This is a genomic window from Stenotrophomonas maltophilia, from assembly GCF_047782825.1.
Taxonomy (GTDB): domain Bacteria; phylum Pseudomonadota; class Gammaproteobacteria; order Xanthomonadales; family Xanthomonadaceae; genus Stenotrophomonas.
In genome coordinates this window covers 3443550-3464178 of record NZ_CP180589.1, presented here as the reverse complement: position 1 = coordinate 3464178, position 20629 = coordinate 3443550, and the positions used below count along the sequence as shown (strand labels likewise).

Sequence of the window (20629 nt, the reverse complement as noted above, 5' to 3'; positions counted from 1 at the left end):
CCGTGCTGGCATTTTCGACTCTCATGCTGCTGGCATGTGCTGCAATGATTGCCACCCGCCTGCGTCGCACGGCAGCCCTGCTGTCCCTGCTCCCTTTGGCGATCCTGTCCAGCGCCACGGCGCCGGTAACCCATTGGATGCTCGATCGCGCGCAGGCCATCCCAACCGACACGGAGAACGAAGCGCACCCGGACACCGTGATCGTGCTGCTGGCCGGAGGTATCGAGCGCCACGCCCAAGGCTCCAGTCCCGGCCTGGCGGGATACAGCCGATTGCTGGTGACAGCGCAGCGCTATCTCCAGTGCCAGCGGCGACGCGAACCCTGCAGAGTCATCGTCAGCGGTGGTGCCCCACAGGGAGGGCAGACCAGCGAGGCTGATGTCTACGCGCGCCAACTGGTCGCACTGGGCGTGCCGATGGACCAGATCATGCAGGAAGCGGCCAGCGCGAACACCTGGCAGAACGCCCGCAACACGGCCGCAATGCTCCGCTCGGACGCACCCCGCGTTGTGCTGGTGACCTCAGGCCTTCACCTTGATCGCAGCCGGCTTTACTTCCGGCACTTTGGCGTGAATGCAGAGGGTCTTCCCAGCGACCGGCTCGGCGCCGCACCCGGCTGGCTTCCGTCGGCCTTCAATCTGTTGCTGGTGGACGTCATGCTCCACGAGCGTATCGGTGTGCTGCGCTACCACGCCTACAACAGGCTGGGATGGAACGAACCCCCGATTCCGCCAGCCAACGTCAATCCGCAGACAACCACCCGCGCATCGCCGCACTGACCTCATCCGGCCTTTCCATCGGTGCCAGGTGCCCGCAATCGGGCACCACCACCAGCTGTGACTGCGGCACCAGCGCGTGCATTTCCTCGCTCACCGCCAGTGGCGTGATGCGGTCGTTCGCACCACAGACGATCAGCAGCGGATCGCGGTACGCGGCCAGCACGTCGTGCCCATCGCGGCGTTCCAGGCCGCTCTGGCGCACGAACACCTCCGCGCCCAAGCGTGCGGTCATGTCGCGCACGCGCTGCACCAGCACGTAGTCGTCCAGGCGCGATGCATCGATGTAGCTGCGCATCAAGGCATCGCCGAAGCCATGGAACTTCCCCGGCAGGCGCACGCTGGCACGCTGGCTGCGGCGCTGCTCGGCGCGCTCGGGTGAATCGGCATGGATCGAGGTATCGACCAGCGCCAGCCGCAGGACCCGCTCGGGCGCGATGCGCAGGATCTGCTGGGCAACAAAGCCGCCCAGCGAGAAGCCGGCCAGGGCGAAGCGCTCGGGGGCCTGCGCCAGCACGTCCTCGGCCACGGCCTGCAGGGTCTCGCCACGGGTCTGGTCGCCCACGGTGCAGTCGGCGATGTCGGCCAGGTCGGCCAGCTGCGCGCGCCACAGCTCGGCGTCGTTGAGCAGGCCGGGGAGCAGCAGCAGGGGGATACGGTTGGTCATGGCGGGTATTGTCGCGCGGCAGGGTGGGTGCGGCCATGCCGCAACGGGCCGTTGCGTTGTAGAGTCGAGCTTGCTCGACTGCTCTAACAGCCCAGTCTACAAAGGGCAGTCGAGCATGGCTCGACTCTACAGAAGGCAGCACCATGGCAGACCCCTACAACAGCGGCACCCCCTCCCCTCCGGCGCTGCGCTTCGAGGATTCCCTGGTCACCACCGCCTTCGAGCTGCCCGGCTACCGCGTGGCGCGCAGCCTGGGCGTGGTGCGCGGCATCACCGTGCGCTCGCGCTCGATCGTCGGCAACTTCCTGGGCGGCATCCAGACGATCTTCGGCGGCAACATCACCATCTACACCGAGCTGTGCGAGCAGGCCCGCGAGGAAACCTACCGCGACATGGTCAAGCACGCGCGGCAGTTGGGGGCGAACGCCATCATCGGCATGCGCTACGACGCCACCGATGTGATGACCGGGCTGACCGAAGTGCTGTGCTATGGCACGGCGGTGGTGGTGGAGCCGTTGCGGTAATCTGGTCGTAGAGTCGAGCTTGCTCGACTGCGGTGCGCAGAGCAGTCGAGCATGGCTCGACTCTACAAGTGCGGTGCAGGCACTTCGACCTCCTGCACCGGCAGGGTCACCATCATCACCGTGGGGTCGTCCGGGTCCAGCTTGGTCTTGAAGCCCAGGCTCTGGCACATCGCCAGCATGGTGCTGTTCTCGCGCAGCACCTGGCCTTCCACCACGGCCAGCCCCAGCCACTTGGCGTACTCGATCATGATCGCCATCAGGCGCCAGCCGATGCCGTGGCCCTTCAGGTCCGAGCGGATCAGGATGCCGTACTCGCCGCGGTTGTAATCGGCGTCGGCATGCAGGCGCACCGCGCCGAGCATGTCGCCACTGCGCGGGTCGATGGCCACCAGCGCGATCGAGCGCGCGTAGTCGAGCTGGGTCAGGCGGGCGATGAACTCGTGGCTGAAGTGCTTCACCGACTGGAAGAAGCGCAGCCGCAGATCCTCATCGCTGACGCGGGCGAAGAAGGCGCGGAACAGTGCGTCGTCCTCAGGCCGTACCGGGCGCACGAAGGCGCGACCGCCGTCGGACAGCTCGAGGGTGCGCTCCCACTCCTTGGGGTACGGGAATACCGAGAAGCGCGGGTGGCCACGGCCCTTGTGCAGGATGCGCGAGGGTGCAATGGCCACGCGTGCATCGAGGGCGAGGATGCCCTTGCTGTCCACCAGCAGCGGATTGATGTCCAGCGTACGCACTTCGGGTATGTCGGCCGCCAGCTGGGCCAGCTTCACCAGGGCCAGCGCCAGTGCGCGCTCGTCGGCGGCGGGCACATCGCCATAGGCCTTGAGGATGCGCGAGGCTCGGGTCTGGCCGATCAGTTCATGGGCCAGGCGCAGGTCCAGCGGCGGCAGCGCCAGCGCCTTGTCGTTGATCACTTCCACGGCAGTGCCGCCACGGCCGACCACGATCACCGGGCCGAAGGTTGCGTCATCGGCGATGCCGACGATGATCTCGCGCGCTTTCGGGCGGACGATGGTCGGCTGTACCAGCAAGCCGTCGATGCGGGCGTCCGGGCGCAGCTGGCGGGCACGTTCAAGGATGGCGATGGCGGCGCTCTGCACGGCCGGCAGGGTCGCCAGGTTCAGGCGCACGCCATCCACTTCGGATTTGTGCGGAATATCCGGCGACAGGATCTTCAGCGCAACCGTGGCGCCGCGCTCCAGCAGCGGCTGGGCCAGGTCCATTGCTTCGTGCGCATCACGCGCATGCATCACCGGCGCGGAGGGAATGCCGTAGGCCTTGAGCAGTTCATGGGTGGCCAGCGGATCCAGCCAGTGCTGGCCGTTGGCCAGCGCCGCATCGACCAGGGTGCGCGCCCGCGCGGTATCCACGCTGAAATCCTGCGGCAGGCTGGGCGGGGTTTCCATCAGCGCGTTCTGCGCTTCGCGGTAGCGCACCAGATGCTGGAAGCCACGCACGGCTTCGGCTTCGGTGGGATAGGTCGGCACCCGCGCGGCGTTGAGCGTGGCGGTGGCCTGGTCATCGTTGCCCAGCCAGACCGCGAACACCGGCTTGTCGCGGTGGTGGCGCGGGCGCAGGCCCAGCGTGCGGGTCAGTGCCTGCGCGGCATCGGCCGATGAGGTGAACGCGGTGGGCACGTTGACCACCATCACCGCATCGTTCTCGTTGTCGGCCAGCAGTGCTTCGATGGCGGCGGCATAGCGGTCGCCGTCGGCGTCGACCACGATGTCGACCGGGTTGCTGCGCGACCAGCCCTGCGGCAGCACCTTGTCCAGCGTTTCCACGGTGCTGTCGGACAGCTGCGCGAGGGTGCCACGCAGAGCCACCAGCTGGTCCACGGCCAGGCGGCCGACGCCGCCACCGTTGCTGAGAACGGCCAAACGGCGGCCCGGGAACGTACCCAGGCGGCCCAGGGTTTCGGCCGCAGTGAACAGTTCGTCCAGCGCACTGACGCGCAGCAGGCCGGCGCGGTTGAAGGCGGCGCCGTAGACATCATCGGCGCGGGCCAGCGCCTGCACGTGGGTATCGGCGCTGCCGGGCTGCACGCGTTCAGCGCGACCGGATTTCACCACCACCACGGGCTTGGCGCGCGCAGCGGCACGCGCGGCCGACATGAACTTGCGCGCGTCCTTGATGTGCTCGACGTAGAGCAGGATGGCGCGGGTGCGGTAGTCGGTGGCGAAGTAGTCGAGCAGGTCGCCGAAGTCGACGTCCATCGTGTCGCCCAGCGAGACCACGGCGGAAAAGCCGACCGAGCGGGCCACGCCCCATTCCACCAGGGCAGCGGCAATGGCCGAGGATTCGGAGATCAGCGCGAGGTCACCGGCCTGCGGGAAATGCGCGGCGATGCTGGCGTTGAGCCGTGCATGCGGCGCGATGACACCCAGGCAGTGCGGGCCGAGGATGCGCAGGCCGTGCCTGCGCGCCACCGCTTCGACCTGTGCCGACAGCGATTCCGGGCCTTCGCCCAGGTGCGCGGTGAGGATGATGGCTGCCTGCACGCCGCGTTCGGCGGCGGTACGCACCACCTGCGGCACGATCGCTGCGGGGGCGGTGATGACCACCAGGTCAGGCACCCAGTCGAGGTCCTTCAGCCGCTTGACCGTCCGGATGCCATCGATCTCGGCGTGGCGCGGGTTGATCCACGCCACCTTGCCGGGGAATCCGGTGCCCCGCAGGTTGCGCATCACCGCGCGGCCGGCCGAGCGTTCACGTGGGCTGCCGCCGATCACCGCGACCGACTGTGGACGGAACACAGACTGCAGGTGGTAGGTACTCATGCGCCTACGGTACACGGACTGGCGCTGCAGCGGCATGATCGTGCGCAGGCCCCCTGGCACACCGCATCCACGCATGGCGTGGATCTACTACAAGTAGATCCACGCCATGCGTGGATGACGGCCCGGTTACAGCAGCGTGCCGTGCAGAATGAGGGCGGCGATGCACCCGTAGATCCACGCCATGCGTGGATGACGGCCTGGTTACAGCAGCGTCCCGTGCAGAATGAGGGCGGCGATGCTGAAGTAGATCACCAGCCCGGTCACGTCCACCAGGGTGGCCACGAACGGGGCCGAGGCGCTGGCCGGGTCGAAGCCCAGACGCTTGAGGATGAAGGGCAGCATCGAACCGGACAGCGAACCGAACGTGACGATGCCCACCAGTGCCGCGCCGATGGTGATGGCCAGCAGGATCCAGTGCTCGCCGTAGTCATGCAGGCCGCCCAGCTGCCAGATGACGATGCGCACGATGGCCAGGCAGCCGAGGATGGCGCCCAGCACCATGCCGGTCGGTACTTCGCGCAACGCCACCTTCCACCAGTCGCTCAACCGCAGCTCGCGCAGGGCCAGGCTGCGGATCAGCAGCGAGGTGGCCTGCGAACCGGAGTTGCCGCCCGAGCTCATGATGAGCGGAATGAACAGGGTCAGCACCACCGCGCGCGCCAGTTCGTCCTCGTAGTGCTGCATCGCGCTGGCGGTGAGCATCTCGCCGAGGAACAGCACGCTCAGCCAGCCGGCGCGCTTGCGCAGCATCTCGAAGAAGCCGATCTGCATGTAGGGCTTGTCCAGCGCTTCCATGCCGCCGAACTTGTGCGCGTCCTCGGTCGATTCCTCGATGAGTGCGTCGAGCACGTCGTCGACGGTGACGATGCCCAGCAGGTGCTGCTGCGCATCGACCACCGGAATGGCCAGCAGATCGTGGCGGCGGATCAGCCGCGCCACTTCTTCCTGGTCCAGCAGGGCATCGACGGTGACCGGCGGATTGACCTGGGCCACATCGAGGATCGATTCCTCCGGCAGGCCGGTGATCAGCCGACGCATGGTCACCACCTGCTGCAGCTGCTGGCTGGCCGGGTCCAGCACGTAGATGGCGTACACGGTTTCGCGGGTGCGCTCGACCTGGCGGATGTGCTGCAGGGTCTGGGCCACGGTCCAGGTGGCGGGCACGGCGACGAACTCGGTGGTCATCAGCGCGCCGGCGGTGTTCGGCGGATAACTCAGCAGCGTCTGGATGGCCTGGCGGGCATCGCTGCCCAGCAGCGGGATCAGCCGCGCGCGCTCGTCTTCATCCAGCTCGTGGACGATGTCGGTGGCGCGGTCGTCGGCCATCAGCCCCAGCAGCGCCGCGGCGCGGGCCGGCGGCAGCGCGGCCACCAGTTCGCCACTGCGGTGCAGTTCCGGTGCTTCGAGCATCTTCACTGCACGCGGCAACGACAGCGCGGCCAGCGTTTCGGCGGCGCGCTCCAGGTCCAGCGTGTTGAGGAACTCCACCGCGTCAGCGGTGTTGTAGTTGGCCAGGGGTGCGGCGAGGGCAGCGGCGTCGGCCACCGGGCGCAGCAGTTGCTTCTGGTTCATGGGCTTGCCTTGTGGGGATGCGACCTCGCGCAACGCCAACGCAGGCAAACCGACCCGATATCAGGCGGTCGCCATCGCTGGCGTCGAACGAGGTCGACTTCTACTGTCGCTGGACATGGGTTGGGGACTCCGGATGGGTGTACTGCCTGACACGCTGGACAACGGCGCGACCGGCAGCGGCGGGCAGTCTGGACCTGCCGGCACGCCCGGTCAACCCGGGCCCGGGCCGCGGGTCAGGTGGCCTTGGGGCCAGAGCCCCCTGCTTCGCACGGGGATCTGACCCCGACCGTTGCCGTTCGTGCACGGGCAGGCGCGCATAATGAGCGGGTGGCCAACACGGCCGCGCCCCCCATCTGAACGCACACACCCGGGCCCCCGCGATGACCAGGTATTCCCATGCATAGCGGTGGTCTTGAACTGGCGCTGGTGCTGCTGCTGGCCGCGGTGATCGCGGTGCCGGTGTTCAAGAAGTTCGGCTTTGGTGCGGTGCTGGGCTACCTGGCGGCGGGCGTGGTGCTGGGTCCGGATGGGCTGGGCTTCGTGCAGGACGCCGACCGCATCCTGGGTGCGGCCGAGATCGGCGTGGTGATGCTGCTGTTCGTGATCGGCCTGGAACTGTCGCCGTCGCGCCTGAAGGTGATGCGCCGTTCGGTGTTCGGGGCCGGCGCGGCGCAGGTGGCGCTGTCCGGTCTGGTGCTGGGCAGCCTGCTGCTGCTCGACCACTTCCAGTGGAAGAGCGCGCTGGTGGTCGGCATCGCGCTGGCCCTGTCGTCCACCGCGGTGGGCCTGCAGCTGCTGTCCGAGCACAAGGCGATCAACAGCGACCATGGCCGCCTGGGCTTTGCCATCCTGCTGTTCCAGGACCTGATCGCGATCCCGCTGCTGGCCGCCATTCCGCTGCTGGGCGGGGTGAAGAACGAAACCCTGCGCTGGGAAGACGCGGCCGTGGCGCTGGGCGCGCTGGCGGTGGTGATCCTGTGCGGGCGGCCGGTGCTGCGCAAGGTGTTCGGCATCATTGCCCGCACCCGCAGCCCGGAAGTGTTCACCGCCACCGCGCTGCTGGTGGTGCTGGGCACCGCCTGGTTCATGCAGGAGGCCGGCCTGAGCCCCAGCCTGGGCGCCTTCCTGGCCGGCGTGCTGCTCTCCGATTCGGAATTCCGGCACGAGCTGGAAGCGCAGATCGAGCCGTTCAAAGGCCTCCTGCTGGGCCTGTTCTTCATCGCCGTGGGCATGGGCATCGACCTGGACCGCATTGCCGCCGAACCGTGGCTGATCGCCACCGGCGTGGCCGTGCTGCTGGTGGTCAAGTTCAGCCTGCTGTACGCCATCGGCCGGGTCGCCCGGCTCAGTTCGCGGCAATCGCTGCTGCTGGGCAGCGTGCTGTGGCTGGGCGGCGAATTCGCCTTCGTGGTGTTCAACGAGGCGCAGCGTGCGCACCTGCTGGGCGATGCCAACCACGACCGGCTGGTGGCCATCGTCGGCCTGTCGATGGCGATCACCCCGCTGTTGATGATCGCCCTGCTGAAGCTGCTGGGCCGCGAGAAAGCGGTGCCGCGCGATGCGGCGCCGGCCGACAAGGTGGCGCCGGACAACCAGCCCAAGGTGCTGATTGCCGGCATGGGGCGTTTCGGCCAGGTGATCGCACGCCTGCTGACCGCGCAGAAGGTGCCCTTCGTGGCGCTGGAAGCCAACCCGGATACCGTGGCCGACCTGCGCCGCTTCGGCAACCAGCTGTACTACGGCGACCCGACCCGGCCGGAGATGCTGCGCGCAGCCGGCGGCGAGCGGATCGATGTGTTCGTGATCACCGTGGACGACCCGGAAACCAACCTGCGCGCGGTGCGCATGGTGCGCCGCCTGTACCCCGATGCGAAGGTGCTGGCACGCGCGCGCAACCGCCAACACGCGTGGCGCTTGATGGACATGTCGGCCGAGCCGTTCCGCGAAGTGTTCGGCACCAGCCTGGAGATGAGCGGGCGCGTGCTGACTGCACTGGGCGTGGCACCGGAGGTGGCCGAGCGCCATGTGCAGCGCTTCCGCGAGCACGATGAACAGCTGCTGCGTGACCAGTACCTGGTCTACGACGACGAAGCGGCGGTGATCCAGACCTCGCGCGATGCGCGCAATGACCTGATGCACCTGTTCGAGGCCGACGCGGAAAGCGACGAGTAGATCCACGCCATGCGTGGATGATCGTGCAGGTCGCCATGCCGGGGTCGGATCCCTTTCCGTTGGAAAGGGATCCGACCCCGGTTTCAGCCGTTGTCGCGCAGGAACCGCGCCATCGAGGACACGCCGGGCACGCGCGGTTCGAACTCGGCGGCCACATCGATGAAGCCGCGCATGACCGCGATCTCGCGCGGGCTGCGGTTGAGGCTGTCGCGCACATCCGGATCGGCACCGGCGCGCAGCAGGCGCTGCACCAGCAGCGGCAGCCCGTGCAGGGCCGCCAGGTGCAGCGGGCCGAAGCCGCGCGGGTCGCGCACGTCCAGGCTCACGTCTTCATCCAGCAGGCGTTCCACCGCGGCCATCACCACCTGCTCGTCGCAGGCGGTGCCGGGTTCGGCGCGTGCGCCCAGCAACAGCAGCAGCGGCGTGACCGAACCGGCGGCGGCCTGGTCCGGCTCGGCGCCGGCCAGCAGCAGGGTATCCAGCAGGGCCAGCAGGCGCGAGCGGTCACGTGCACTGAAGCCGTACAGGGCAGCGCAGTGCAGCGGCCCCAGCTGCTGGGCATCGCCGGCGTGCACGTCGGCACCCGCAGTCAGCAGGCGCGCGACGATGTCCGGCAGGCCCAGCGCCGAGGCCAGCATCAGCACGGTCACCCCGCCCGGCAGGCGGTGTTCCAGCTGCGCGCCGGCATCGAGCAGGGCCGAGACGATATCCACCTGGCGCATGCTGACCGCCGCCGACAGCGGCGTGGCGCCACTGGCTGCGGCGTGCTGCGGATCGGCACCGCGTGCCAGCAGCAGGTCGACCACCGCCAGGTGGCCACCACCGGCGGCGCGCAGCAGCGCGGTGCAGCCCTGCGCATCGACGGCGTCGATGGCAAAGCCCAGATCATTCAAGCGGCGCACGGCATCGACATCGCCGGCCATGGCGGCAGAGGGCAGATCGCCTTCGCGCAGGGTGCGGCGCGGCAACGGCCACACGCGCCAGTCCAGCCAGTCGGCCAGGTCGCGGCGGCCGATCGACAGCGCCACGCCCAGCGGGGTCTGGCCATCGGCGGCACGCGCTTCCGGCGATGCGCCGTGCTGCACCAGCAGCTTCAGCGCGCCTTCGCGGGCCAGGGCCGTGGCCAGGTGCAGGGCGGTCATGCCGTGGCTGTCGCGCGCTTCGCGATCCACGCCGGTGTTGAGCAGGGCCTGCTGCAGGCGCAGCCAGCCCAGGCGCACCGCCAGCGACAGCGGCGGATCACCGGCCGGCGACGCGGCGAAGGGATCGGCGCCACGTTCCAGCAGTTCCAGCGCCAGCTGTTCCAGGCCACGCGCGGCCTGGTCGTGCTGCGCGCAGGCGGCCAGGAAGCGGGCCAGGCCACCGCGGCCGGCGGGCGACAGGCCACGCTGCAGCATCACCTGCAGTGCCGGCACCGCGTCGATGCCGCGCGACAGCAGGGCGAACATGGGCGTATCGCCGCAGGCATCGCACACATAGGGATCCGCGCCGTGCGCCAGCAGCCAGTCGACGGCGCGCGGTTCCAGCGCCAGTTCCGGGTCCAGCAGCAGGCCACCCAGTTCTTCCGGCTGGCACAGCCTGGCCAGCGCCGACATGCCTTCGGTATTGCCGAAGCCCAGCGCTTCGCGCAGCAGGGTCAGCGGCGGCCGGTCAGGCAGCAGGCCGCTGGCACTGGCGGCTTCACCACGCTCGGCCAGGCCATCGCTGACCGCCGCCGGCAACGGATAGGACGGATCCAGCAGGGCGACGATGGCCCAGCGCCCGGCTTCGGCGGCGTAATCAACCGCGCGGCGGCCCAGCGGATCGCTGGCGTCGGCGGCGATGCCCAGTTCGACCAGGCGCTTGACCAGCAGCGGCGACACATCGTCGGCCATGGCGGCCAGCAGCACGGCATTGCGGCCCTCGCCATCGACGGCAACCAGGTCGGGCTTGTGCGGCAGCAGGTGTTCGATCACGGCGGCGCGGCCGGCACGGGCGGCTTCCAGCCACGGCGTACGGCCCAGCGCATCGCGCGCTTCCAGGTTGGCGCCGGCGCCCAGCAGCACGCCGATGATGTCCACATGGCCGGCCAGCGCGGCTTCGTGCAGCGCACTGCGGCGCTGGCGGTCGCGAGCGTCGGCGCGGGCCTTGTGCTTGAGCAGCAGCTGCACGCCGGCCGGATCGTCGTCTTCGGTGGCGGCGGCGGCCAGCAGCACCGGGGTGCCATCGGCGGGCTCGCTGCGGGCACCGCGTTCGAGCAGGAAGCGGGCCAGGCGCCAGTTGCCGACCTGGCAGGCGACCGCCAACGGCGACCAGCCATCGCGGTTCAGCGCGTCGACTTCGGCGGCGGCATCGCGCAGCAGCGCGGCTACACCCGGGTCGGAACTGCGCGCGGCGTGGTGCAGCGGCGTGTTGCCATCGCTGTCGACAGCGCGCGAATCGGCACCGTTGGCCAGCAGGGTCATCACCGCCTCGGGGCGGCCGTGCCAGCTGTCGCGGGTAGCGGCCAGCAGCGGGGTCATGCCGCGGTGCGGTGCATTCACATCAACGCCGCGGCCGATCAGTTCGCGCAGCAGGCGCAGGTCGGGCAGCACCGCCGCCAGCACGGCCAGGCTGCGCTGGTCGCGCCAGTTCGGGTCCGGCAGGGCATGCGCATCGGCGCCGGCCTGCAGCAACTGCAACGCGCGGTCGATGCGGCCATGGCGCGCGGCTTCGAACAGCGCCGGGGTCAGGTCCTGCGGCGCCATGGCTTCCAGCGGGGTGCTTTCGGCAACGGCATTGAACAGTGCTTCGGCATCGTCTGCGCTTGCCGCCTGCGCGGTGGCACGCAGCGATACCAGCGGCGCCGGGGCGACCCGCTGCAGCAGCAGGTGCAGGGCCGGCGACAGCAGCAGCACAGCCAGCGCGGACGGCCAGCGTGCGCCTTCGGGCAGCAGCTCCGGCCAGGCCGGCAGTACCACCAGGGCGGCCAGGGCAATGACACTTGCCGCCACCACCAGGCCGCGCCAGGCGCTCAGGTCACGACCGGCCAGGGCCTGCCAATGCTGGGCTAGGCTGCCGTCGAGGCGTTCAACATCGTTCCACAGCGGCCAGGTGCGCCAGGCGGCCAGCAGGCCGGCACTGACCAGCACGCTCAGGCCGAGCACGGCGGCCAGGCTGCCACTGTCGCGCAGCGCGGCCAGCGGCCAGGCCAGCAGCAGCGCCAGCAGGATCGGGGCTGCGGCCCACAGCGTCGACAGCGCCGGCAGGTCCTGGCGGGCGATCAGCGCCGGTGGCAGCAGCGCGCGGCTGCGCCGCCACCACGACACGCCCAGCGCGAACGCCGGCTGCGCCAGTGCGGCCAGCACCGCGCCGGGCAATCCGCCCACGGCCGAGCCCAGCGCCAGCAGGGCGCCCAGCGCCACGGCCATCGAGATCGCACGCGGGCGAGACAGCTCAGTCATAGTGGCGCGGCATCAGGCTGGTCACCGACGGCGGCACCTGCAGGTAGAAACCGCGTTCGGTCAGTTCGCTGCGGACCTTGGCCGGATCGGCCTGGGCCAGGCGACGCTGCGCATCCAGGGTCACTTCGAGGACGAACGAAAGCGCACCCAGCGAAGCGGACAGCGGCGCGGGAAGCGTGCTGAAGTCGTCGCGGCGGGCGAGATAGACGTAGGTGTCCGGCTTGAGTTGGCTTTTATAGACGTAGGCGTGCATGTCCGCGGGACGATAACCCGGGAAGAGCCATGATTGTGTCGGAAAGCCGACAGCGGGGAAAGCCGTCACGCGACGATGGCGGCGCGATCGACGGCGTTTCCCCGTTGGGGTTCAGCAATGTGGCGGCGGCGTTCAGCCAGCGCCCGCTGCCTGGCCCGGCTTACTTGACCTTGGCGTAGGTGCCCTTCAGGGCCACGCCGGCGACGAAGGTGCCAGCCCAGCACTCGTAGTTGGTCGCGCTCTTGAACTCGTTCTTCTTGTAGTAGCTGACGATGTCGACCACGGCATTGGCGCCGCGCGACTTGGCGCCATCCTGCAGGGCACGCAGGGCGGACAGGGCCACCCAGCTGCAGGCTTCGGTGTCGCTCTTGTTGGCGGCGTTGGTCTTCTTGTTGGTCACATCTTCGCCCAGGCGCTGCTGCACGCTGACCGGCTGGCCGGCCAGGTAGAAGCGCACGCTGCCGTCGATGCCGGCATCCTTGGCGGCCTGCGAACTGATCAGGTCACGCAGGGACTGCTCGACGCGGGTGTCGCGGGCCGAGGCGGTGGAGGTCAGGGCCAGCAGCGCGGTGGCCGTGGCGATCATCAGGGTACGACGCATCGAAACATCTCCTTGTTCGGGGTGCGGGGTGGAGCGCGGGATCGGTCGGTGGATCATTCGCTCCAGCGGCGGAACACCAGCGAGGTGTTGATGCCGCCGAAGGCGAAATTGTTGCTCATCACGTACTCGGCCTGCAGTTCGCGGCCCGGGCCGGTGATGAAGTCGAGCTGGCCGCAGCGCGGGTCGATCTCGCCCAGGTTCAGCGTGGGCGCGAACCAGCCGGCGCGCATCATCTCGATGCTCATCCAGGCTTCGAACGCGCCACAGGCACCGAGCATGTGGCCGACGTAGCTCTTCAGCGAACTGATCGGCACGCGGTTGCCGAACACCTGGGCGGTGGCCTGGGTTTCGGCGATGTCACCGTGGTCGGTGGCGGTGCCGTGGGCGTTCACGTAATCGATCTGCGAGGGTTCCAGGCCGGCATCTTCCAACGCCAGGCGCATGGCCTGGGCCATGGTGTCGGCGCTGGGCTGGGTGACGTGCTGGCCGTCGCTGTTGGTGCCGTAGCCGACGATCTCGGCCAGGATGGTCGCGCCGCGCGCCTGCGCGTGCTCCAGGTCTTCCAGGATCAGGGTGCAGGCGCCCTCGCCCAGTACGAGGCCATCGCGGCCGGCATCGAACGGGCGCGGCGTGGTCTGCGGCGCATCGTTGCGGGTGCTGGTGGCGAACAGGGTGTCGAACACCGCAGCGGCGGTGGCATCGAGCTGTTCGGCGCCGCCGGCCACCATCACCGTCTGCTTGCCGCTGCGGATCGCCTCATAGCCGGCGCCCACGCCCTGGCTGCCCGAAGTGCAGGCGCTGGAGGTGGTGTAGACGCGCCCGGACAGGCCGAAGAACACGCCGATGTTGACCGGCGCGGTGTGGCTCATCATCTTCAGGTAGGTGGTGGCGCTGATGCCGTCGGTGGTGAATTCGTGCAGCATGCGGCCGAATTCGCCCGTGGCTTCATGGCTGCCCGAAGACGAGCCATAGGCCACGCCCGCGCGGCCGCTGCGCAGCACCGGGTGTTCGAACAGGCCGGCTTCGCGCAGCGCCACTTCGGTGGCGCGCACCGACATGATGGCCACCTTGCCCATCGAACGGGTGGTCTTGCGGTTGTAGTTGGGCGGCAGGTCGTAGTCCTGCGCTGGCGCGGCCAGCTTGGTGTTCAGGCCGGCGTAGACATCCCATTCGGGCATCGCGCGCACCGCATTGCGGCAGCTGCGCAGGTGCGCCTGGATGGTCGGCCAGTCGTGGCCGAGCGGGCTGATGGCGGCGGCACCGGTCACCACCACGCGACGATCGGCGGCCATCAGATCATGCCTCCGTTCACCGAGATGACCTGGCGGGTGATGTACCCGGCCGGTTCGGACAGCAGGAAGGCAACGGTGGCCGCCACTTCCTCCGGACGGCCGACACGGCCGGCGGGGATCAGCTTCAGCGCATGTTCGACCACTTCTTCGTTGAGCATGTCGGTCTCGATCAGGCCCGGGGCCACGCAGTTGACGGTGATCTGGCGGCTGGCCAGTTCCAGGGCCAGCGCCTTGGTGGCACCGATGATGCCGGCCTTGGCCGCACTGTAATTGACCTGGCCACGGTTGCCAGCCACGCCGGACACCGAGGACAGGGTGACGATGCGGCCCGGCTTGCGCCGCCGCACCATCGGCATGATCAGCGGGTGCAGCACGTTGTAGAAGCCATCCAGGTTGGTGTGGATGACCTGGTCCCAATCGTCTTCGGACAGCGCCGGGAAGGCGCCATCACGGGCGATGCCGGCGTTGCAGACCACGCCGTAGTAGGCGCCATGTGCTTCCACGTCCGCTTCCAGCGCCGCGCGCGCGGCGGCACGGTCGGCCACGTCGAAGGCCAGCACGCGGGCCTGCTGGCCCAGCCCCTGGATTTCCGCCGCCACGGCCTGCGCTTCTTCCACGCGGCTGCGGCAATGCACCACCACGTCGAAGCCCTCGCGCGCGATGCGCAGCGCGATGGCCCGGCCGATGCCCCGGCTCGCGCCGGTCACCAGCACGCTTCGATTCCCTGTCATGCCTGTCCACTCTCCAGATAGGCCATCGAGTCGGCCGGTTCGAACACCGACACGTTGGCAACTGCCCATTCTTCATCACCTGCCAGGATCCGGCAGGCGAACATCCCTAGCCCATTGTCGCCCAACAGCTCGCAGCGCGCGTGCACGCGCAGGCAACTGCCGCTGGGGAAGCTGCTGCGCGGGCTGGTGTAGCGGCGGCTGCCGAGCAGGAAGCCCAGCTGCGGCGGATTGCCGGCGGTACGGGCGCGGCAGCCGGCCCAGGCGGCGATGGCCTGCGCCATGTATTCGATGCCCACCCAGGCCGGAATCGCGCCGTCTTCGATGAACAGGCCCGATTCGGGCACCACCAGCTCCACCTCGATGCTGTCCTGGTCCCAGCGCACGATGCGGTCCAGCAGGCACATGTCCTGGCGGTGCGGTACGACCTCTTCGATGGCGTACAGGGGCATGCTCATGCGCGCCACCCTTCCAGTGCCAGCACCGCATTGCTGCCGCCGAAGGCGAAGGAATTGCTCAGCACCCGCTGCGGCGGCTGCGCCAGGCGGGTGCCCGGGGCTACCAGCGGCAGCGCCGGCAGGGCCGGATCCGGGGTGCCGTCCCACCAGTGCGGCGGCAGCTGGCGATCCGGGTTGTCGGCCAGCAGGATCCAGCACACGGCGGCCTCGATCGCACCGGACGCGCCCAGCGTGTGGCCAGTCAGCGGCTTGGTTGAACTGGCCGGCACCGTGGTGCCCAGCACCTGGGCCACGGCCAGGCTTTCCATGGCGTCGTTGTGGCCGGTGGCGGTGCCGTGCAGGTTCACGTAATCCACATCCTGCGCAGACCAGCCGGCACGCTGCAGCGCCTGCTGCAGGGCATCGATGGCACCCAGGCCCTGCGGGTCGGGCGCGGACATGTGGTGGGCATCGGCCGATTCGCCCCAGCCGGCCAGCATCACCGGGCCGGCCTCGCGGGTCAGCAGGAACAGCGCGGCGCCTTCACCGATGTTGATGCCGCAGCGGTGCTGCGAGAACGGGTTGCAGCGCTGCGCCGATACCGATTCCAGCGCGCTGAAGCCGGCCACGGTGAAGCGGCACAACGAATCGGCGCCGCCGGCGATGACCGCATCGACAATGCCGGCGCGCAGCATGCGCGCGGCCGACATCAACGCCTTGGCGCTGGACGAGCAGGCCGTGGACAGGGTCCAGGCCGGGCCCAGCGCACCGCTGCGCTGGCGCACGAACTGGGCGGCGGTGCCCATTTCCTGCTGTGCGTAGTCGAAGCCCTGCGGCCATTGGCCGGTGTCGGCGCGGGTGCGCAGGGCCTGTTCGGATTCACCGATGCCCGAGGTGCTGGTGCCCAGCACCACGGCCACGCGCTGGGCGCCATAGCGGGCGATGGCCGCCTCGACCGACGGCGCGATCTGCACCAGGGCGGCATCAAGCAGCGCGTTGTTGCGACCGCGCAGTGACGCCGGCAGGTCGTCCAGCGCCGGCAGCGGGGCATGCACTTCGCCCAGCGCCAGGGTCTGGCCCGGCAGCAGGGTGCTGTTGTCGCTCAGGCCACCGGGCGCATCGGCGAACAGCGCGGCGGCGACAGCCGCACGGCCCTCGCCCAGCGCACAGACCACGCCCAGGTCGTTCAGGAAAATCGGTGCGGTCATTTTTCCTGTCCGGCCATGTCGATCGATTCAATGCGCAGGGTGTAGCCCTCGGCGCGGTTGTCCAGCTGCACGGTGCCATCGTCCAAGCGCTGCAGCTGCAGCCAGACCTGGCCGTCGCGCGACAGGCTGCGCAGGCGGCCATCATCGGCCACCTGCCAACCCGCCGGCAGTGCGGCGGCAATCGCTTCGGTCGGCCACAGGGCGAACTGCAGGTCATCCAGCACGCGCTCGGCACGCACCTGCGGCGGCAGCCACGGCGCGCGCTGCTGGGTCAGCTGCTGGCCATCCCACTGCAGGCGCACACCGGTCTGGCCCATCGCCTGCACCGCCAGCTGCACCTGCTGCGCGTCGGCTTCCAGCAAGGCATCCAGATCACGCTCGTGGTTGCCGAAACGGAAATGCAGCTGCTGCTGCAGCGCCAACGGCGCCGGCAGGCTGGCCGGCGACAGGCGCAGCGGCGGCAGTTCAATCAACGGGCGTGGCATGCGGCTGGCACAGGCGGCCAGCAGCACGCATAGCAGCACGGCCGTGAAACGGACGATCAGGCGCTGCACAATTCCTCCAGCACACGCATGCGGCGGCCGCTGTCATCGGCCACGTACGGGTTCTTGGTATCCCACGCATAGCCGGCCAGGATGGAGCTGATCATGTCGCGCACGGCAGGCTGCTGCTCGGGGTGGTAGATGATCTTCTGGAAACCGCCCTGGTACCAGGCTTCGACGAAGCGGCGGAAGGTCTTCACGCCCGCGCGCAGCGGAATGGAGAACTCCGCTTCCCAATCCACGGTTTCACCGGCGTAGCGACGCTTCAGGCATTCACTGGCCAGCTGCGCCGACTTGAAGGCGATGGTGACGCCGGAGGAGAACACCGGATCGAGAAACTCGCCGGCATTGCCCAGCAGCGCGTAGCCCGGGCCCCACAGCGAGCTGACATTGGCCGAATAGCCGGTGATGCGGCGCACCGGCAGCACCGCCCATTCGGCGTTGGCCAGCAGGCGGGTCAGGTTCGGGTCTTCGCCCACGATGGCCTGCAGCTTCTGCAGATCGTCGCCCTCGTAGCGTTCGAAGAACGACGGTTCGGCCACCACGCCCAGCGAGCAGCAGCCGTTGGAGAACGGAATGGTCCAGTACCAGACGTCGATGTGCTCGGGGTGGGTGGTGATCAGGATCTTGTTGCGGTCAAAATCGGCCTCGGCCGGAATGTTGTCGCGCACGTGGCAGAAGATCGCCCCGCGCACCGGGAAGTTCGACGGCGTTTCCAGGTCCAGCAGGCGCGGCAGCAGGCGTGCGAAGCCGGAGGCATCGAGGATGAAATCGGCTTCGATGCGGTACTCGCTGCCATCCGGGCGGCGCACGTTCACCGCCGGGTGCTCGCCGGCTTCCACCGCCAGCACTTCATCGCCGAAGCGGAGCGTGGTGCCCATGCGCTCGGCGCCACGCGCCAGCACGTTGTCGAAGTCGGCGCGTTGCACCTGGTAGGTGGTGCCCCAGCCCGGCGAGAACTTCTGGCGGAAATCGAAGGCCGTGCGCGCTTCGCCGTGCACGAAGGCTGCGCCGTTCTTGTACTGGAAACCGGCTTCCACCACGTCCTGCAGCAGGCCGGCCGCTTCGATGTATTCCATGCTCTGCGGCAGCAGGCTTTCGCCGATGGAGAAGCGCGGGAACTGCTGGCGCTCCAGCATCAGCACCTGGCGCCCCTGCTGGCGCAGCATCGCGGCGGCCACCGAACCGGCAGGACCGGCACCGATGATCAGGATTTCAGTACGTTCGACAGCATCCACAGCAGTGTTCATCGGTGCGTCCTTGTTGCTCGATCAGGTGGAAAGAAGGGAAAACGGCGGTGCCGGCGTCATGCAGGCGGCAGGTCGTGCGGCGGTGGCCGGAACAGCGGCGAGATCAGCCAGACCAGGCCGATGCCGAACAGCAGGGTGAGCCCGAAGGCGCGCAGCGCCGGGGTCTGCGACAGGCCGAGCAGTCCGAACGACAACCAGGTGCTGGCCGCGCCCACGCAGACGGCCAGCCAGGCACTGGCATCACCGCGGTGCTCGATCAGGAAGATGCCGTAGTCGATGCCCATGCCCAGCAGCAGCATCAGCGCCAGCACGTTGAACAGCTGCAGCGGCTGCCCGAACAGACCCAGCAGCCCCAGGGTGAGCGCACCGGCGATGAGGGTCGGGGCGAACACCCGCCAGGCCTGGCGGCGGTAACGCAGCCACAGCGCGCCGAACACCAGCGCGATGCCGACCAGCAGCAGACCGCCCATCAGCTTGCGGTAGTGGCCCAGCAGCTTGGAGAAATCGGACGTACGGTCGACCCAGCGCACGCCGGGCAGGCCTTCGGCGGCACCTTCCAGCGTGGCCAGCGCATCAGCGCGCGACAGGTCATCGACCATCACCACGCTGACCATCTGTGCGCCCACCCTGCCCACCCACAGGTGGCGGAACGGCTGCGAAGCCGGCGAGGCCAGGAAGGCCTCGGCGGTGAGCGGTGCGGCGGCGAACTGCGGCCGCGGCAGCGACTCACCCACGGCCTCGGACACCGCCGACAGCACGCCCGGCTCCACCTTCGCGGTGAGTGCGGCATCGGCCTGCTGGCGCGCCGGCGACGGCAACCAGTCGCTGATCGCGCGGTAGCCACCAATGCGCTTGTCGCTGGCCAGCGCGCGCAGGCGCTCGGTCAGCGCTTCTTCGCGCTGCAGCAGCTGGCCGGCATCGGCGCCCTGCACCAGGTAGAACTGCGCCGGGCTGGGCATGCCCAGCAGCTGGCTGAGGCGGATCTGCTCGGCCATCAGCGCCGGCGGCGACGACTGCAGGCTGCGCAGATCGTCGTTGCTCTGCAGGCGCACGATGCCGATGGCCGACAGCGCCAGCGTGGCCACGATGAACAGCGTGACCGGGCGCGTACCGTGCAGGCGCGGGAAGCGCTCCAGAGTGTTGCCCAGCCATTGCGAGAAGCGGGTCTGGCGGATCTCGCCGCCATCCAGCCACGGGAACCAGAAGATCACCGTCAGGAAGGCGGCCGCCAGGCCGACCACCGAGAACAATGCCATCTGCCGCAGGCCGGGGAACGGCGCCAGACCCAGCGCCAGGTAGGCCAGCGCGCTGGTCAGCAGGGCCAGCCACAGGCCGGGCAGCAGGTGCCGCAGCAGCTTCCAGCGGCGGTCGGCCGGTTCGGCCTGGCGCGAGGCGAACCAGTGGATGCCGTAATCCTCGGCCACGCCCACCAGCGACGCACCAAACACCAGGGTCAGCACGTGCACCTTGCCGAACACCAGCACGGTCACCGCCAGCGCTACGCCGCAGCCGATCAGCAGCGAAGCAGCCACCAGCAGGATCGGGCGCAGCGAACGGAACGCCAGCCAGACCAGCAGCAGCACCGCAGCCAGCGAGCCCCAGCCGATCGTGTTGATTTCCTGGTTGGCCTGCACGGCGGCGGCTTCGGCATGCAGCGGCACGCCGGCATGCAGGATTTCCAGTTCCGGCGCGGCCGCCCGGGCGGCTTGCCCGGCACGTTCCAGCAGGCCATCGATGTGGCGTTCGCCATCCAGCTGGAACGCCGAACCCGGGGTGTCGAACTGCAGTGCGGCCCAGTGCTTGCCCTCGGCTTCCAGCAGGCCGTCATCGCCCAGGCGCAGCCCGGAACCCTGTGCCTGCTGCTGCCACCACTGCGGCCACAGTGACAGCGGATCCTGCCGCCAGTCGGTCAGGCGCGGCGCGCCCATCGGGCCGTACAGTGCGCCCAGCGCCTGTTCGGCCAGTGCAGCGGGCTCGGCCTGCTGCAGCTGTTCGCGCTGGGCCGGGGTCAGCAGGCGGTCGCGGTACGGCGCATAGAACGTGCGCGCCTGGTCGAACCAGCCTTCAATCGAGCCGCTGGGCACCAGCAGCGCGCTGTCGGCATCGCTGGCCATGGCCTGGGCGAATGCGGCCTGCGCGCGCTTGGCGGCGGCACCGTCGGCACTGCCCAGCAGCACCACCACCTGCCGCGAGCTGCCATCGGCAATGCGCCGGGTGACATCACTCAGCAGGCGATCGTGCGCATCCTGCGGCAGCAGGGCCAGGATATCGGTGTCGATCCGCGATTCCTGGCTCCACAGGCGCCACTGCTGTACGCCCATCACCAGCAGCAGCGCCAGCCAGGCGATGCCCAGCCAATGCCACCAGCGGCGCAGGCGGTCCGGCCCGTTGCCCGTGCTCAT

16 protein-coding genes are annotated in these 20629 nt (G+C 69.3%); 3 read left to right on the top strand and 13 right to left on the bottom strand.

Features of this window, described 5'->3' with window-relative positions; genetic code table 11:
- The first annotated feature begins 2 nt into the window (after positions 1-2).
- Positions 3-779, top strand: a complete 777-nt coding sequence (locus ACM2ZB_RS15995; protein WP_416056173.1) for a YdcF family protein — start codon at positions 3-5, stop codon at positions 777-779.
- Here the strand turns inward: ACM2ZB_RS15995 and ACM2ZB_RS15990 are convergent.
- Positions 742-1443, bottom strand: coding sequence for an alpha/beta fold hydrolase (locus tag ACM2ZB_RS15990; protein ID WP_416056172.1), 702 nt, complete (start codon positions 1441-1443; stop codon positions 742-744). The two genes, ACM2ZB_RS15995 and ACM2ZB_RS15990, sit on opposite strands and share 38 nt — an antisense overlap.
- Positions 1444-1586: 143 nt before the next feature.
- Here ACM2ZB_RS15990 and ACM2ZB_RS15985 point away from each other — a divergent pair, with 143 nt between their 5' ends.
- Positions 1587-1967 (top strand): YbjQ family protein, encoded by a 381-nt coding sequence (locus ACM2ZB_RS15985; protein WP_164073462.1) that lies wholly within the window; start codon positions 1587-1589, stop codon positions 1965-1967.
- Positions 1968-2029: 62 nt separating this feature from the next.
- On the opposite strand, the gene ACM2ZB_RS15980 is transcribed toward ACM2ZB_RS15985, so the two are convergent.
- On the bottom strand, positions 2030-4750 hold the full coding sequence (locus ACM2ZB_RS15980; protein WP_416056171.1) for a bifunctional acetate--CoA ligase family protein/GNAT family N-acetyltransferase: 2721 nt from the start codon (positions 4748-4750) through the stop codon (positions 2030-2032).
- Between the two features lie 201 nt (positions 4751-4951).
- Complete coding sequence (mgtE, locus tag ACM2ZB_RS15975; RefSeq protein ID WP_416056170.1) at positions 4952-6322, bottom strand: magnesium transporter; 1371 nt, start codon at positions 6320-6322, stop codon at positions 4952-4954.
- 396 nt (positions 6323-6718) lie between these two features.
- Between mgtE and ACM2ZB_RS15970 the strand changes: the two genes are divergently transcribed.
- Complete coding sequence (locus ACM2ZB_RS15970) at positions 6719-8494, top strand: monovalent cation:proton antiporter-2 (CPA2) family protein (RefSeq protein WP_416056169.1); 1776 nt, start codon at positions 6719-6721, stop codon at positions 8492-8494.
- Between the two features lie 83 nt (positions 8495-8577).
- On the opposite strand, the gene ACM2ZB_RS15965 is transcribed toward ACM2ZB_RS15970, so the two are convergent.
- The 10 genes from ACM2ZB_RS15965 to ACM2ZB_RS15920 all read right to left on the bottom strand — a co-directional run bounded on the left by ACM2ZB_RS15965 (position 8578) and on the right by ACM2ZB_RS15920 (position 20629).
- A complete protein-coding gene (locus ACM2ZB_RS15965; RefSeq protein ID WP_416056168.1) occupies positions 8578-11916 on the bottom strand; it encodes an ankyrin repeat domain-containing protein in 3339 nt (1112 codons plus the stop codon).
- Positions 11909-12169 (bottom strand): YcgL domain-containing protein, encoded by a 261-nt coding sequence (locus ACM2ZB_RS15960; protein ID WP_416056167.1) that lies wholly within the window; start codon positions 12167-12169, stop codon positions 11909-11911. Before ACM2ZB_RS15960 ends, ACM2ZB_RS15965 begins: the two co-directional genes overlap by 8 nt.
- Positions 12170-12329: 160 nt before the next feature.
- Complete coding sequence (locus tag ACM2ZB_RS15955; RefSeq protein WP_313436630.1) at positions 12330-12770, bottom strand: excinuclease ATPase subunit; 441 nt, start codon at positions 12768-12770, stop codon at positions 12330-12332.
- Between the two features lie 53 nt (positions 12771-12823).
- Complete coding sequence (locus ACM2ZB_RS15950; RefSeq protein ID WP_313436627.1) at positions 12824-14062, bottom strand: beta-ketoacyl-ACP synthase; 1239 nt, start codon at positions 14060-14062, stop codon at positions 12824-12826.
- Positions 14062-14793: a 3-ketoacyl-ACP reductase FabG2 gene (locus ACM2ZB_RS15945; protein WP_313436624.1), complete on the bottom strand. Its 732-nt coding sequence runs from the start codon at positions 14791-14793 to the stop codon at positions 14062-14064. The genes ACM2ZB_RS15950 and ACM2ZB_RS15945 overlap by 1 nt, the downstream gene beginning before the upstream one ends.
- A complete protein-coding gene (locus tag ACM2ZB_RS15940; protein ID WP_313436622.1) occupies positions 14790-15248 on the bottom strand; it encodes a hotdog family protein in 459 nt (152 codons plus the stop codon). Before ACM2ZB_RS15940 ends, ACM2ZB_RS15945 begins: the two co-directional genes overlap by 4 nt.
- Positions 15245-16435 (bottom strand): beta-ketoacyl-[acyl-carrier-protein] synthase family protein, encoded by a 1191-nt coding sequence (locus ACM2ZB_RS15935; RefSeq protein WP_416056166.1) that lies wholly within the window; start codon positions 16433-16435, stop codon positions 15245-15247. The genes ACM2ZB_RS15940 and ACM2ZB_RS15935 overlap by 4 nt, the downstream gene beginning before the upstream one ends.
- Complete coding sequence (locus ACM2ZB_RS15930; protein ID WP_416056165.1) at positions 16432-16989, bottom strand: DUF3261 domain-containing protein; 558 nt, start codon at positions 16987-16989, stop codon at positions 16432-16434. Before ACM2ZB_RS15930 ends, ACM2ZB_RS15935 begins: the two co-directional genes overlap by 4 nt.
- Positions 16977-18227, bottom strand: coding sequence for an NAD(P)/FAD-dependent oxidoreductase (locus ACM2ZB_RS15925; protein WP_416056164.1), 1251 nt, complete (start codon positions 18225-18227; stop codon positions 16977-16979). The genes ACM2ZB_RS15930 and ACM2ZB_RS15925 overlap by 13 nt, the downstream gene beginning before the upstream one ends.
- Positions 18228-18283: 56 nt before the next feature.
- Positions 18284-20629 carry an MMPL family transporter gene (locus tag ACM2ZB_RS15920; protein WP_416056163.1) on the bottom strand — a complete coding sequence of 782 codons (2346 nt, stop codon included), beginning with the start codon at positions 20627-20629 and terminating at the stop codon, positions 18284-18286.

Coding starts and splice junctions, on each gene's coding strand:
- ACM2ZB_RS15925 (WP_416056164.1), bottom strand. CDS start 18,227: ATGAACACTGCTGTGGATGCTGTCGAACGTACTGAAATCCTGATCATC.
- ACM2ZB_RS15990 (WP_416056172.1), bottom strand. CDS start 1,443: ATGACCAACCGTATCCCCCTGCTGCTGCTCCCCGGCCTGCTCAACGAC.
- ACM2ZB_RS15945 (WP_313436624.1), bottom strand. CDS start 14,793: ATGACAGGGAATCGAAGCGTGCTGGTGACCGGCGCGAGCCGGGGCATC.
- ACM2ZB_RS15980 (WP_416056171.1), bottom strand. CDS start 4,750: ATGAGTACCTACCACCTGCAGTCTGTGTTCCGTCCACAGTCGGTCGCG.
- ACM2ZB_RS15950 (WP_313436627.1), bottom strand. CDS start 14,062: ATGGCCGCCGATCGTCGCGTGGTGGTGACCGGTGCCGCCGCCATCAGC.
- ACM2ZB_RS15935 (WP_416056166.1), bottom strand. CDS start 16,435: ATGACCGCACCGATTTTCCTGAACGACCTGGGCGTGGTCTGTGCGCTG.
- ACM2ZB_RS15985 (WP_164073462.1), top strand. CDS start 1,587: ATGGCAGACCCCTACAACAGCGGCACCCCCTCCCCTCCGGCGCTGCGC.
- ACM2ZB_RS15940 (WP_313436622.1), bottom strand. CDS start 15,248: ATGAGCATGCCCCTGTACGCCATCGAAGAGGTCGTACCGCACCGCCAG.
- mgtE (WP_416056170.1), bottom strand. CDS start 6,322: ATGAACCAGAAGCAACTGCTGCGCCCGGTGGCCGACGCCGCTGCCCTC.
- ACM2ZB_RS15970 (WP_416056169.1), top strand. CDS start 6,719: ATGCATAGCGGTGGTCTTGAACTGGCGCTGGTGCTGCTGCTGGCCGCG.
- ACM2ZB_RS15965 (WP_416056168.1), bottom strand. CDS start 11,916: ATGACTGAGCTGTCTCGCCCGCGTGCGATCTCGATGGCCGTGGCGCTG.
- ACM2ZB_RS15960 (WP_416056167.1), bottom strand. CDS start 12,169: ATGCACGCCTACGTCTATAAAAGCCAACTCAAGCCGGACACCTACGTC.
- ACM2ZB_RS15920 (WP_416056163.1), bottom strand. CDS start 20,629: ATGAGCACGGGCAACGGGCCGGACCGCCTGCGCCGCTGGTGGCATTGG.
- ACM2ZB_RS15955 (WP_313436630.1), bottom strand. CDS start 12,770: ATGCGTCGTACCCTGATGATCGCCACGGCCACCGCGCTGCTGGCCCTG.